The organism is Lentzea flava (genome assembly GCF_014648475.1).
GTDB lineage: Bacteria > Actinomycetota > Actinomycetes > Mycobacteriales > Pseudonocardiaceae > Lentzea > Lentzea flava.
The window spans coordinates 460222-473311 of the sequence record NZ_BMRE01000002.1 but is presented as its reverse complement, the minus strand read 5'-3'; the positions used below and the strand labels follow the sequence as shown (position 1 = coordinate 473311).

General features: G+C 69.0%; 13 protein-coding genes, 1 tRNA gene and 1 pseudogene. 5 read left to right on the top strand and 10 right to left on the bottom strand.

Annotation, left to right across the window (positions count from 1 at the left end; genetic code table 11):
- Positions 1–49: 49 nt before the first annotated feature.
- The 4 genes from IEZ09_RS06500 to IEZ09_RS06485 all read right to left on the bottom strand — a co-directional run bounded on the left by IEZ09_RS06500 (position 50) and on the right by IEZ09_RS06485 (position 3352).
- Positions 50–805: an ESX secretion-associated protein EspG gene (locus tag IEZ09_RS06500; RefSeq protein ID WP_189252618.1), complete on the bottom strand. Its 756-nt coding sequence runs from the start codon at positions 803–805 to the stop codon at positions 50–52.
- Complete coding sequence (locus tag IEZ09_RS47395; protein WP_189252617.1) at positions 802–2079, bottom strand: PPE domain-containing protein; 1278 nt, start codon at positions 2077–2079, stop codon at positions 802–804. Before IEZ09_RS47395 ends, IEZ09_RS06500 begins: the two co-directional genes overlap by 4 nt.
- Positions 2076–2576, bottom strand: coding sequence for a hypothetical protein (locus IEZ09_RS06490; protein ID WP_189252616.1), 501 nt, complete (start codon positions 2574–2576; stop codon positions 2076–2078). Before IEZ09_RS06490 ends, IEZ09_RS47395 begins: the two co-directional genes overlap by 4 nt.
- 134 nt (positions 2577–2710) lie before the next feature.
- Positions 2711–3352, bottom strand: coding sequence for a dienelactone hydrolase family protein (locus IEZ09_RS06485; RefSeq protein WP_189252615.1), 642 nt, complete (start codon positions 3350–3352; stop codon positions 2711–2713).
- 76 nt (positions 3353–3428) lie between these two features.
- On the opposite strand from IEZ09_RS06485, the gene hisC reads away from it, so the two are divergent.
- Positions 3429–4496, top strand: a complete 1068-nt coding sequence (hisC, locus tag IEZ09_RS06480) for a histidinol-phosphate transaminase (protein ID WP_189252614.1) — start codon at positions 3429–3431, stop codon at positions 4494–4496.
- Here hisC and IEZ09_RS06475 read toward each other — a convergent pair.
- The 4 genes from IEZ09_RS06475 to IEZ09_RS06460 form a co-directional block, all read right to left on the bottom strand.
- A complete protein-coding gene (locus IEZ09_RS06475) occupies positions 4486–5235 on the bottom strand; it encodes a sulfite exporter TauE/SafE family protein (protein ID WP_189252613.1) in 750 nt (249 codons plus the stop codon). The genes hisC and IEZ09_RS06475 overlap by 11 nt on opposite strands.
- 120 nt (positions 5236–5355) lie before the next feature.
- Entirely contained in the window at positions 5356–7491 is a 2136-nt protein-coding gene (locus IEZ09_RS06470; RefSeq protein WP_189252612.1) for an SdrD B-like domain-containing protein, read from the bottom strand.
- 251 nt (positions 7492–7742) lie between these two features.
- Positions 7743–8117, bottom strand: coding sequence for a hypothetical protein (locus IEZ09_RS06465; protein ID WP_189252611.1), 375 nt, complete (start codon positions 8115–8117; stop codon positions 7743–7745).
- Positions 8111–8614 (bottom strand): hypothetical protein, encoded by a 504-nt coding sequence (locus IEZ09_RS06460; protein WP_189252610.1) that lies wholly within the window; start codon positions 8612–8614, stop codon positions 8111–8113. The genes IEZ09_RS06465 and IEZ09_RS06460 overlap by 7 nt, the downstream gene beginning before the upstream one ends.
- Before the next feature lie 254 nt (positions 8615–8868).
- Here IEZ09_RS06460 and IEZ09_RS06455 point away from each other — a divergent pair, with 254 nt between their 5' ends.
- The 3 genes and pseudogenes from IEZ09_RS06455 (at position 8869) to IEZ09_RS06445 (ending at position 10133) form a co-directional block, all read left to right on the top strand.
- Entirely contained in the window at positions 8869–9081 is a 213-nt protein-coding gene (locus IEZ09_RS06455) for a hypothetical protein (protein ID WP_189252609.1), read from the top strand.
- Positions 9082–9287: 206 nt separating this feature from the next.
- Positions 9288–9708, top strand: a pseudogene (locus IEZ09_RS06450) (helix-turn-helix domain-containing protein).
- Positions 9642–10133 carry a VOC family protein gene (locus IEZ09_RS06445; RefSeq protein ID WP_308202371.1) on the top strand — a complete coding sequence of 164 codons (492 nt, stop codon included), beginning with the start codon at positions 9642–9644 and terminating at the stop codon, positions 10131–10133. Before IEZ09_RS06450 ends, IEZ09_RS06445 begins: the two are co-directional and overlap by 67 nt.
- Before the next feature lie 444 nt (positions 10134–10577).
- Here the strand turns inward: IEZ09_RS06445 and IEZ09_RS06440 are convergent.
- Positions 10578–10662: transfer RNA gene (locus tag IEZ09_RS06440), tRNA-Ser, on the bottom strand.
- Between the two features lie 28 nt (positions 10663–10690).
- A complete protein-coding gene (locus tag IEZ09_RS06435) occupies positions 10691–11122 on the bottom strand; it encodes a MarR family winged helix-turn-helix transcriptional regulator (protein ID WP_239566770.1) in 432 nt (143 codons plus the stop codon).
- A 169-nt stretch (positions 11123–11291) separates the two neighbouring features.
- Between IEZ09_RS06435 and IEZ09_RS06430 the strand changes: the two genes are divergently transcribed.
- Positions 11292–13013 (top strand): bifunctional metallophosphatase/5'-nucleotidase, encoded by a 1722-nt coding sequence (locus tag IEZ09_RS06430; RefSeq protein ID WP_189252607.1) that lies wholly within the window; start codon positions 11292–11294, stop codon positions 13011–13013.
- Positions 13014–13090 lie beyond the last annotated feature (77 nt).

Genomic DNA, 13090 nt, shown 5'->3' with positions numbered 1-13090 from the left:
GAACGTCCATGTGTGATTGGCGGACAGGCCGTCCACCAACAGTGTGGAACTACCCCGCCGCCAGCAGCTCGTCGACCGCGCTGGTCAACCGAGACGCGTCGGCGGGGGCCAGGACGAGCCAGCCGTCGGACTTGCGCAGCAGGTAACGGCCCTCGCGGGTGTCCAGCCAGGACACCGAACGACCGGTCGGGCGCGGCACGCCGTCGCGGTTGCGGGCGGTGAGGCCGAGTTCGCCGCCGCCGATCCGGGACGTCACGATGCGCAGCAGCGTGTGCGCCTCCGGTTCACGGATGCCCACGTCGCGCAGCACGTCCAGGAACGACTGCTTGCCCTCCTGCTCGCCCGCCTTGCCCGCGCGCACGTAGTCGTCCCACCGCACGTTCACGGAACGACCCGTGCCTGGTGCGAGGCCTGGCAACGATGACACCGTGGCCGAAGCCAGCGCGTTGGGGCGGAACGCGTACAGGTGCACGTCGTTGTTCACGCGCGCGGCGAACGCCCCGCTCCAGCCCGCGCACGCGATGCCGCGAGCCAGTTCGGTTCCCTTGAAGTACGCGATCTCCAGCGCCCGGTCGAACTCGCCGAGGCCGCTGACCAGCGCGCGCAGGTCCGGGTCCGGACGGTGCACGGTGCCGAGACCGCGGGCGTAGAGCGTCTGGGAGCTCTCCTCGACGAGGCGCTGCCGCGCCGCTCGGGTGGCGCCCACGTGGGGCGTGCCGAGCGGCACGACGCGGTCCTCGCCGTGCACGGCCTGCCACAACAGGAAGAACTCCTGCGAGCTCACCGTGAACTGGCGTTCGCTCACTGACCGATCACCGGCGGGGCCGCCTTGCGGTCCAGGCCGAAGACGTTGTCGTCCTCTTCCAGATAACTCGCGCTCTTGTGCTCGCGCTCGTCGTCACGCCCCTGGGCCGCCGCGGGAGCACCGGCCATCGGCGCGCCGCCCATCGCGAGCGGGTTCTGGAACGCCCTGGTCTGGCCACCGGTCGCCGACGACGCCGCTGCCGCCGCGGCACCCGCGCCGGCCCGCTCGTTGACACCGGCCGAGAGGCCGCCGCCACCGCTGCCGCCGCCACCGCTGCCGCCGGCACCACCGCCACCGCCGGGCCCGCCCTGGCCGGAGTTCGAGTTGAAGCGGCCGGGCATCATGCCGCCGGTGAAGCCACCGCCACCACCACCACCGCCGCGGACGCCGGCACCACCGCCGTAGCTGCGCGAAGAGGTGTTCGTGGTGCCACGGTTCGTGCTGCCGGTCGTGGTCGTGACCGGACCGCCGGCGCCACCTCCGGCACCGGTGTCCGGCGTGGGGGTGCGGCCGCCGGTGTCACCACCGCCGAGCGTCGGCGGGTTCGGGTTGACCGGGTTCACCGGAGGCGTGAACTGCGCGGGCACCGTCTGGTCGACGGCGGCCGAGTTGCGCTGGAACGCCGCCATCACGTCCGCCGCGAGGCGGTGCTGGGCGTCGTTGGCCGCGAGGGTGTCGACCGTGCTGGTACCGAGGTTCTCGAAGCCCTGGAAGTCGGTGGACGTGGAGGTCCGGCGCAGCGTGGCGGCGTGGTCCGTCTCGATGCCGAAGAGGCTCGCGGCCGAGTCCATCGTGTTCAGCCGGTCGCGCAGGAGCGGTCGCGGCATCTCCGGGTCCACCACCACCGGCACCGGCGGTTCCGGCGCCTTCGGAGGCGGCGGCATCGCGGCGCGGGCGGCCTCGACGTTGTTGGTCTCGGTCGTGATCGCCGCGGCGACCTTGTGCGCGTAGTTCGCGGTGTCGTCGGCCCAGTTGGTGACCTCGGTCAGACCGTCACGGGCGAGCCTCGCCGACTCGCTGTCCCAGCCGACGGTGGAGTCCTCGACCGCCTTGAGCAGGCTCGCCCGCACACCGGCGATGTCCTCGCCGATCTTCTGCCAGTTCGTCGCGGCGGCCTGGGCACCGGCGAGGTTCACGCCGGTGTGCACCATCTCGTAGAGCTTCTCGTGCGAGTAGGTCATCCAGTCGACCGGCTCGTGCAGGGCGCTGCGGTCGTACCCGTTGTTGCCGTTGCCGTTCCCGTTGCCCTTGTTGTCGTGCGATCCCTGACTCACCAGGACCCCCCGGCGTTCTTCATGGCCTTCTCGGCCTCTTCGTCGGTGGCGCGGATGGAGTCGCGGTTCTTGCTCAGCGCGATGCTGATGTCGTCGAGGACCTTGAACAGGTCCAGCAACGCCTTCGCCGCGCCGGAGTCCTCACCGACGGCGAGGTCCGCGAACCGCGCGCTGATCGCCTTGGCGACCGGGTTCTCGCCCAGCTGCAACGGAGTGGCGAGCTGGTTGCTCGCGCGCTTCCACAGGTCCAGGACCTGGTCGCGTGCGGCGTTGACCGCCTTGATCAACGCGTCCGCGGCGTCGACGTCGAGCGTCAGCTTCCCGCTGTCCGCCGCCTGGTCGAGCTTCGCCGCGGCGTGGCTCGCCGTCGCCTTGTCCGCCAGCATCTGCTGCTGGAGAGCAGGTTTCACCGCCGCCAGCTGTTCCGCGGTGATCGGCGTCGTCGTCGCCGTCGAAACCGCGGGTGTCTCAGTGCCTGTCCCAGTGCCTTCAGCCATCCCTCAAACCCCCTGCACTGCTTACTCGTCACCGCAGCACCGAGTGTTACTCACAGCTACACCCAGTCAGCCGTCCGAAGCATCCCTTAGATGTACCTGGAGTACGGTTCGGTTCCAATCCGCCGTAAAGACCCTTACCTCATGTGTGCGTCGAACCAGTTCAGCGCACGAGCCCAGGCTTCGTCACTGGAAACGTCGAAACGGACCACATCCGACGCGGTTTCCGAGCTGATCACCGCATCCCGGAGCTTGCTCACCTCTTCGGAATCGTCGTCGCGGAAGATGCCCAGCCACGGACAGGTGAGGTCGCCGGCCACGTCCACCAGCGCGGGCAGACCGTCCGACAGCGGCTCCAGGATTCCCGGTGCCTGGACGGTGACCGCTGCCCCGATCGTGCGACTCGCCGCCACCACCATCGCGACCGTGCCGCCGATGTCGAACCCGACGACGCCCATGCGGTCAGGACTCACGCCCTGCTGCCCCAGCCACACGAACGCGACGTCGGTGTCCTCCAGCAGACGATCTCCCGACAGCTTGCTGACCTGGTCCCTGATGTCGTCGCCGTGCACGCGGTCGAAGTCGTAGAGGTGCGGCGCGATGATGAGCCAGCCCTCCGCGGCCAGACTGCTGACGAGCGTCCGCACCCCCGCGGTCATGCCGCGGGCCTCGTGCAGCACCACCAGCCCGCCGCGGACGGCGGACTCTGGTTCGCCGATCGTCACCCGCAGCTCACGGCCGTCGGTGAGGGAAAGCGTCTCGGTGCGGGTAATGGTCATGTTTTCCACCCTTGCACGCCGGGGTGAACTCCAGTCAACGTGACCAATCGGACGGAGCAATGCGAGGATCGGCGGTATGACCGTGCGAACCCGTGCTGACCTGGCGTCCCTGCCGTCCTACGTGCCCGGCAGGACCATCCCCGGCGCCATCAAGCTCGCGAGCAACGAGGTGTCCGCCGGACCGCTCCCCAGCGTCGTCAAAGCGATCGCCGAGGCGGCCACCGGCATCAACAGGTACCCGGACTCTGGCTGCACCGAACTCACCGGCCGGCTCGCCGACAAGCTCGGCGTTCCCGCCGACCACCTGGCGCTCGGCTGCGGCTCGGTGACCCTGTGCCAGCAGCTCGTCCAGGCGACCTGCACCGAGAACGACGAGGTGCTGTTCGCGTGGCGGTCGTTCGAGGCCTACCCGATCGTGACGCACGTCGCGGGCGCCAAGCAGATCCGCGTGCCGCTCACCGAGGGCCACGTGCACGACCTGGACGCGATGGCCGCGGCGATCACGCCGAACACGCGCATGGTGTTCGTCTGCAACCCGAACAACCCGACGGGCACCGCACTGCGCACCGAGGAGATCGAGGCGTTCATCGCGAAGGTGCCGAACGACGTCCTCGTGGTGATCGACGAGGCCTACAAGGAGTTCGTCGACGACGCGCACATCCCGGACGGCGTCGAGCTGGCCAAGCAGCAGTGGGCCGCCGGTCGCGACAACGTGGCGGTGCTGCGGACGTTCTCCAAGGCGTACGGCCTCGCGGGCCTGCGGATCGGGTACGCCGTCGCGCAGCCGCACGTCGCCGAGGCGCTGCGGAAGGTCTACGTGCCGTTCTCCGTCAACGCCCTCGCACAGGTCGCCGCGATGGCCTCGCTGGACGCAGAGGACGAGCTGATGGTCCGCTGCCGCGCGATCGTCGCCGAGCGCACGCGGGTCCGCGGCGAGCTCCTCGCGATGGGCTACGAGGTGCCGGAGACGCAGGCGAACTTCGTGTGGCTGCCGCTGGGCGAGCGCACCGCCGCGTTCAACGAGCACTGCCTGGCGCACAAGGTCGTCGTGCGCGCGTTCGTGGGCGAGGGCGCCCGCGTGACGATCGGCGAGCCGGAGGAGAACGACGCCTTCCTGGCCGCCGCCCGCGCGTTCACTTCATGAGCAGCTGAACGATCGCCGCGACTCCCACCACCACGATGACGCCGCGCAACACGGCGGGTGGGAGTTTGCGGCCGATCTTGGCCCCGATCTGTCCGCCGACGACGGACCCGACGGCCAGCAGCACCACGGCGAGCCACGCCACGTCGGCGATGAAGATGAACATGACGCCCGCGACGAGGTTCACGAACGCGGTCAGCAGGTTCTTCAGCGCGTTCATCCGCTGCAGGTGCTCGTTGACGAGCACGCCCATGATCCCCATGACCAGCACGCCCTGCGCGGCCCCGAAGTAGCCGCCGTAGATGCCCGCGGCGAACACCCCGATCCACAACAGCACGCCACCGTCGTTGTGCCCTCTGCGGTGGGAGAGCTTGCGGTTGAGCCACGGCTGGATCACCACGAGGACCAGCGCGATCACGATCAGCACCGGCACGATCGCCGTGAACGCCTTGGCGGGCAGCGTCACCAGCAGGACCGCGCCGACGATCCCACCCAGGATCGACGCGGGCAGCAGCCGTGCGATCCGGCTCCTCTGCCCCTTCAGCTCCTCGCGGTAACCCCACGCGCCGGACAGCGAGCCGGGCACGAGGCCCAGGCTGTTGGAGACGTTCGCGACCACGGGCGGATAACCGACGGCGAGCAACACGGGGAACGTCACGAGCGTGCCGCTGCCGACGACGGTGTTGATGCCGCCTGCGAACACACCCGCGATCACCACCGCGATTGCTTCCCAGACCGTCATGTCCACCCCCGTACCCGATGGTTAGCGACGCTAACACTCCACTGGGGACAGCGAGATGTGGCGCTCATGACAACAGGGCGGCACTCAGCGTGAGTGCCGCCCTGTTGGGTGGAATTTCAGTTAGACGGTCTGGCGACGGCGGCCGACCACGCTGGCGCCGAGGCCGAAGGCCACGAGCAGCGCGCCGACGACACCGAGGCCGAGCACGGACGCACCGGTCTTGGCCAGCGCGTCAGCGGTACCGCCACCACCGGCGCCACTGGCGCCACCAGCAGCTGCCGGAGCGGGCGGCGGGGTGTTGGCGCCACCACCGGTCACGGGCTGCACATCCGGCACGACGATGAAGTCGGTGCCCCAGTCGCTGCCGGCGTAGACGCGAACCCAGCCGCCGTACTCGCCCTCGAACTTCCACGGCCCGTCGATCTTGGCCACCCAGTCGCCGGCGGGAACGCGGTCGAAGCGGTAGTGGCCCTTGTCGTCCGAGACCGTCTCGGCCACCTCGGCGCCCGTCTCGCGGTCGCGCAGCACGATCCGGGTGTTGCCGATGGCCTCACCCTCGTCGACCGTCCAGTTGGTGTTGCGGTCGTAGTAGAGGTCGCCGTTCAGCGAACCGAACCCACCGGGAACGCTCGCGGTGTCGTGAGCCTCGGCGGCATCGGTGTTCCAGCCGGCGTACGGCGCGAAGCCGCAGGACGCGATGACCCTGCCGTAGACGAAAGCAGCCTGCGGCACAGCCTCGGTGGCGATGAACGTCTTGGTCTCACCGGCACCGATGGTGACGCCCTTGCCGGGCGGGATCAGGTCGCCCCAGCCGGAGAGGTCGGCACCACCGGGACGGCCGCCCAGCTGGTTCTCGTCGCCGATCCGGTTGCACCACGCGTAGATGTTGCTCAGCGCCTGGTCGCCGGAGTTGGTCAGCGTGATCGTCATCACGGCCTTGTCACCGACCTGGTAGACGTCCTTGTCGAGCGTCAGCGTCGCGCTCAGCGACTCGTTGTACGGACGCTCCGCGCGTGCGACCAGCTCGACCGCCGCGCCCGGCTGGACGCGGGGCTTGGAGCCCGAGTTGTCGACGTGCACGACCCAGCCGTCGGCGAGGGTGTAGCCGACGTAGTAGTCGCCGGACGGGATGTCCTTGAACGAGAAGCGGCCGTCAGCGTCCGCGGTGGTCTTGAAGTAGCCGTACGGCGCGCCGCCGTTGGCCTCGACCACGGCACCCGCGGCGGCCTCGCCCGCGTCCTGCTGCCCGTTGCGGTTCTTGTCGGTGTAGACGACGCCGTTGATGCTGCCCTTGGTCTGCACCACGGCGACCTCGCCGCGGTAGCCGCTCTGGTGCACGTCAGGCCGGCCGTCGTAGTCGATGGAGCCCCAGAGAACCAGCTTGCCGTCGCGGTACTCGCGGATCGTGCCCGTGGCCTCGAACGTGCGGGACTCACCGGGAGCGAGCCGGATGCCGGCGCCGCGGTAGGCGAAGTCGCCCCACGCGTCTTCCGGCGTGTTCACGTCGAGGATCGGGAAGCCCAGCTTCACGTGCTCCGCCGACGCGCCGCCGACGTTGGTGACGGTCAGCCAGAAGCGCACGGTCTCGTGCGACTCGTAGCTCGACTTCTCGAACCACAGGGTGCCGCGCGGGCTCGGCTTGGCGTCGCCCGGCTTGAGGAAGAGCGTGAACTGCGAGCCGGACTCGGTGACCCACGCCTCGAAGCCCGCGGTGCCGTCGGACAGGAGCCAGGCGGGGTCGATCGTGACCCAGTACTTGCCGACGGCGAGGCCGGTGAACTCCGCCCAGCCGCCGGCGTCAGTCGTGCGCTCGGCGATGACGGCGCCGGTCTGCTTGTCCTTGAAGGCGACCTTGAGACCGGCGATCTCGTCGCCGGGGTCGACGGACCAGTTGCCGTTCTTGTCGTGCGCGGCCCTGATCTTGTAGTTGCCGACACCCGCGGTCTCACCGGGCTTCTCCGGCTTCGGCTGCTCGGACGTGGTGGGCGGTGGCGTGCTCTGCGACGTCGAGGAAGGCGCGGACGACTCGGTGCTGCTGGGCGGCGAGTCGGTGGTCGACGTCGGCGTCGAGTCCGAAGTGGACGGTGGCGTGCTCGGCTCGCTCGTCGGCGTCTGCTCGACGCTCGTCGTCGACGTCGGCGCTTCCGGGTCCTCCTGCGCGAGCGCACCCGTGGTGGCTCCGCCGAACGCCAGAACGGCAGCGGTGGTCAGGGCCCCGATTCTCAGCAGGGCGCGGGCGATCGATCTCTCTGGCAAGGAATCCCCCAGATCTCAAGGATGTGGCCAAATCCGGTTGTCACGCAGTCTTGCGACGGCCGATCACAGGGCAGGGCTCATCGCTCTCTCGGACGTTGAAGTCCCCCAAGAACCCACCAGGTGTCGGCCCGCAGACGTCAAGCCCCCGCACGCGTCCGCTGATCGAGGGCAAGCTACCGCAGCGAATCGCGTTCTGAAAAGGCGTTTCCAACATCAACATTCCACTGTGGACCGCGGGTGTGAAGTTGGACTCAAGGTGTAACGCGCGGAGTGGTCTCCTTGTTGCGACCGGCCGCGCGAGCACCGAGGTCGAACGCGATGAGCAGCACGGCGAGCCCGGCGAGTCCGAGCACGCTGGCACCCGTCTTGGCGAGCGCACCTCTGGTGCCGCCACTGCTGACGTCACCGCCGGGCGAACTCAGCTCCGGCACCACGAAGGAGAAGCACCGTGCCGGACGGCCCGCGCTGGCGTCGACGTAGTTGCCGTCCTCGTACGGGAACTTCCACGGCCCCTCGACGAACGCCCAGTGGTCACCGGGCGGGATCTGGTCAAGGTGCACGAAGCCCTCGGCATCCGAGATCATCTCGGCGATCATGGCGCCGTTCTCGCGGTGGGTTTTCAGCACAACTCTGGTGTTGGGGATGCCCTCGCCGGGGTCGACCTGGAGGTTGCTGTTCCGGTCGTGTGCGAGCGGGCTGCCTGCCTCACCGGGAACGCTGGCCCAGTCGTACGCCGGCGCCACGTCGCCGTGACGTGCGGCGCCCGGTGCGAAGGACAGCTCGCGATGCCCCTGTTCTTCCACCTCGCCGCCTCGGGCACCTTCTCGGTGACGACGAGCGTCTTCGTCTCACGGGCGTTGAGCGTCACGCCCGCGCTGTACGGGCGCAGATCAGCCCAGCTGTCCACCATCGGCTCCTGGCCGAAGTGGTCGCCGCCGGCCGCTTCGCACGTGGCGATGATGCCCTTGAGCGCATAGTCGGCCCTGTTCGTCAGGCTGATGGCGATCTTGGCTTCCTCGCCGACCGCGTAGACCGTCTTGTCGAGCACCATCGTGGCCTTGAGAGCTTCGGCGTACGGGTGCTCCGCACGCGCGGTGACCTCTGCCGGCCTTCCCGGTTCCACGCGAACGAACTGGAGCGGAGCCGCCTGGTGGACGATCCACCCGTCGGCCAGCTGGTAGTGGAGCCACCAGGGATGTTCTTGAACGTGAACCGGCCGTTGGCGTCCGTCGTCGTCTTGACGTACCCGTAGGGCACGCCACCGTTCGCCTCCACCACGGTGTCCGCGGCTTCCTCGCCGGGATCTTGCTGCTCGTTGTGGTTGCGATCGACGTAGACGACGCCGTTGAGGTCGCCGTAGGTCTGCACGATCTCGGCTTGGGCGTAGAAGCCGGCTCCACGGCCACCGAGGCGCTGCACCGGCCCCGACACACCGCGGTCCAGATCCAGGTCCACGCCCTGCCCGCCGCGGGTGTTGCGACCTGCGCGCCGCTGTTCAGGTTCAGCAGCACGACTTCGACGCCGCTCGCGACCTCGCTCCCATCGATGCGCTGGTCGGAGTTCCGGTCCTCGCCGAGCACCATCGTGTAACCGCCGCCGGTGCCGCCCTTCACCACCGCCACGACGTCAACGCCCCCGCACGCGCCGTTCAGACGCCCGGAAAGTACCGCAGGGGAACGGCGTTCACGGAACCGCCGAAAGGGCCCGAAAAGCGTTCAAGATTTTCTTCTTTTCGAGGCAACCCGCACCCCGCGAAAAGCGTGAGCACAGCGGGGACGAGTGTGTCCGTTGGTGGCATGCTGGGCCCTGTGACGCCTGAGGACCTCGCCCACCTGCGCCGGGCGCGCGACCTGATGGACCGCGAGTATGCCAAGCCGCTCGATGTGCCGGCGATGGCCCGCGCCGCCCTGATGTCGCCGTCGCACTTCGCCCGCCAGTTCCGCGCGGCCTACGGCGAGACCCCGTACGGCTACCTGATGACCAGGCGGATCGAGCGCGCGAAGGCGTTGCTGCGCCTGGGCACCCTGTCCGTCACCGAGGTGTGCGTGGAGGTCGGCTGCACGTCGCTCGGCTCGCTTCACCGAACTGGTGGGCGAGACCCCCTCCGCCTACCGCGCAAGGGCGCACGACTCGCTGGCCGCGGTACCGGGATGCCACCTCAAGGGCCTCACGAGACCGAGCAGGTTTCGAGAAGCGTCGCGGTCCCGCCCTACCTAGGGTCTCGTCCCATGAAGCTCTCGCACACCTTCCTCTTCGTCCACGACCAGGACGCGGCGCTGAAGTTCTACCGCGACGTCATCGGCCTGGAGGTCCGCACCGACGAGACCGTGGAGAACGACTACCGCTGGCTCACCGTGGGCCCGGCCGACCAGCCGGACATCGAGATCGGCCTGTCCCGCATCGGCCCACCCATCCCGCCGACCGACTACGAGGCGCTGAACGCGTTGCTGGCCAAGGGATCCCTGCAGGGCATCATCTTCACCGTCGACGACGTGGACGCGAAGTTCGACCAGGTCCGCGCGGCAGGCGCCGAGGTGCTGCAGGAACCGATCGACCAGTTCTACGGCGTCCGCGACTGCGCGTTCCGCGACCCGTCAGGCAACATGATCCGCTTCTCGTCCGCGCGTTCCGCACAGCGCTAAGAGCAAACCTCGCCGCCGAGCTGACATAACCGCAAGCCACGCGGAGTCCGGGGGCGCACCCCGGCTGGGGTCCAGGGCGAGCCCCCCGCCAGGACCGAGGCGGAGCCCCCGGCTGAGGTCCGGGGCAAAGCCCCCGGCTGAGGTCCGGGGCAAAGCCTCCGGCTGGAGTCCGGGGCGAAGTCCCCGGCTGAGGTCCGGGGCAAAGCCCCCGGCTGAGGTCCGGGGCAAAGCCTCCGGCTGGAGTCCGGGGCGAAGTCCCCGGCTGAGGTCCGGGGCAAAGCCTCCGGCTGTGGTCGGGGGCGAAGCCTCCGACCAGGCCTGGAGGCGGAGCCTCCGGCCGGGGTCCGGGGCGGAGCCCCGGCTGGGGTCTGGGGGCTCGGCCCCCAGAAGACACCTGGAGCGAGGCATAGGTCGACGCTCTCCGTCGACACACCTCTCCCCTCGCGGAAGCGGAGGGATTTGAACCCCCGGACGGTTGCCCGTCTCCCGCTTTCAAGGCGGGTGCATTCGGCCGCTCTGCCACGCTTCCCCGACGCCGGTGGCGTCAGCCGAGAAGCCTAGCCGTTCGACTCCCGCAGGTGTGTCATGACCCGGTCGAACACCTTCGCCAGGACCTCGCCCTCCTCGGGCGACAGCAGGTCGACGATGTGGGCGCGGACGCCGCGGAGGTGGGTTGGGGCCGCCTCCACCAGCTGGGCCATGCCCTTTGGCGTCAGTTCGGCCAGGACGCCTCTGCCGTCTTCGGTGCACTCGCGCCTCAGGACCAGGCCGGCCTTTTCCATGCGGGCTACCTGGTGGGAGACGCGGGACTTCGAGGAGGCCACGTCTTCGGCCAGCTGGGTCATGCGCATGCGGTGGTTGGGCTGTTCGGACAGGCGCACGAGGATCTCGTAGTCGGCCAGTGACACGCCATGGGTGTCTTGCAGCTCTCGGTGCAGGCGGTCCATGAGCATGGAGGAACCGTTCACGTAGGTGCGCCACGCTCGCATCTCGCCCTCGTCGAGCCAGCGCGGCTCCTGCTCACTAGGTGTCACGAGAACAAGGCTAAACCCGCGCATGACGATCGAGTCATTCCTCTGGCAAACGGCGCGTGCGGGAGGCAGACTGCTGCGCCGTACACGCGCGTTAACCACGCCTTTGCTGGAGAGGCTCTCACCCATGAGTTCGTTCAGACGGCTGTCCGTTCTGGCGATCACCGCTGCCGCGGCCACTGTCATCACCGCCACCGGGCCCGCCCAGGCCGACTCCCAGGCGCTGCGGGGCCGGGGCGCGGTCGACGTGCGCCTGATCGGGATCAACGACCTGCACGGCAACCTCGAGCCGCCGACCGGGTCGTCCGGGCGGGTGGTGCTGGCCGACGGGACGACCGTCGACGCCGGTGGTGCCGCTTACAACGCGACGCACATCAAGAACCTCCGGAACGAGGTCAAGAACTCGGTCGTCGTCGGGCAGGGTGACCTGATCGGTGCGTCGCCGCTCACGTCGGCGTTGTTCCACGACGAGCCGACGATCGAGGTGCTCAACAACGTCGGCATGGAGACGACCGCGGCGGGCAACCACGAGTTCGACGAGGGCTACCAGGAGCTGCTGCGCATGCAGCGCGGTGGCTGCCACCCGAAGGACGGTTGCCAGTTCCGGGACAGCTACCCCGGCGCGAAGTTCCCGATCCTCGGGGCCAACGTCACGAAGACCAAGACCGGGCTGCCGGCGTTGCCGCCGTTCTGGGTGGAGATCCGCGACGGGATGCCGATCGGGTTCATCGGCATGCCGCTCAAGGACGTGCCGATCCTGGTCGACCCGAACGGCATCAAGGAGATCCAGTTCGGCGACGAGGTCAAGGCCGCCAACAAGTACGCCAACTTCCTCGACGCCATCGGCGTGAAGGCGATCGTCCTGCTCGTGCACCAGGGCGACCAGGTCACCTCGCCCGGTGGCGGGCCCAACGCGTGCAACGTGGCCGCGCAGAACCCCGGCAGCTACATCGCGACGAACGTCAGCCCGAAGATCGACGCGGTCTTCTCCGGCCACAGCCACCAGCACTACAACTGCGTGGTCAAGGACCCGGCGGGCAACCCGCGGCCGTTCATCGAGGGTCTGGCGTTCGGGCGTGAGCTCAGCGTCGTCGACCTGAAGATCGACCGGCGGACGCGCGACGTCATCCGCAGCGAGACCAAGGCCGACAACAAGATCGTCACCCGGACGGTCGCGCCGGACCCGGACGTCCAGGCCGTCATCGACCTGGCCAAGCAGAAGTCGGCGCCGCTCGCGAACAAGCCGGTCGGCGTGATCAGCACGAACATCCCGCGGCAGGCGGTTCCCTCCGGCGAGTCGCCGCTGGGCAACCTGATCGCCGACTCGCAGCTCGCGGCCACCAAGGACGGGACCAACGGCGCGGTGCTCGCGCTGATGAACCCCGGTGGCGTGCGCGCGGATCTCACCTACGCCAGTTCACCCGCGGGTGAGGGCGACGGCGTGGTCACCTACGGCGAGGCGTTCACGGTGCAGCCCTTCGGCAACACCCTGGCGACGGTCACGCTGACCGGTGCGCAGCTCAAGAACGTGCTGGAGCAGCAGTTCACCGCGGCCAGGACGTTCGTGCTGCAGCCGTCGGCAGGCCTGAAGTACACCTGGTCGTTGTCCGCGCCGTTCGGTTCGAAGGTCTCCGGCATCACGCTCAACGGAGTTCCTCTCGACCCCGCCGCGAGCTACCGCGTGACGATCAACAGCTTCCTCCAGGGCGGTGGTGACGGCTTCAGCGAGTTCACCAAGGGCACGAACGTCGTCGGTGGTGGCATCGACCTGGACGCGTTCACCGCCTACCTCGACGCGAACAAGGGCGTCGGCGCCCCGGCGACCGATCGCATCACACAGGTGTCGTAACCGCAGACCGCACGTGAGGGCCATCTCGGCGACAAAGTCGTCGAGATGGCCTTTTTCGTGTGTCGAACTGCTCCATT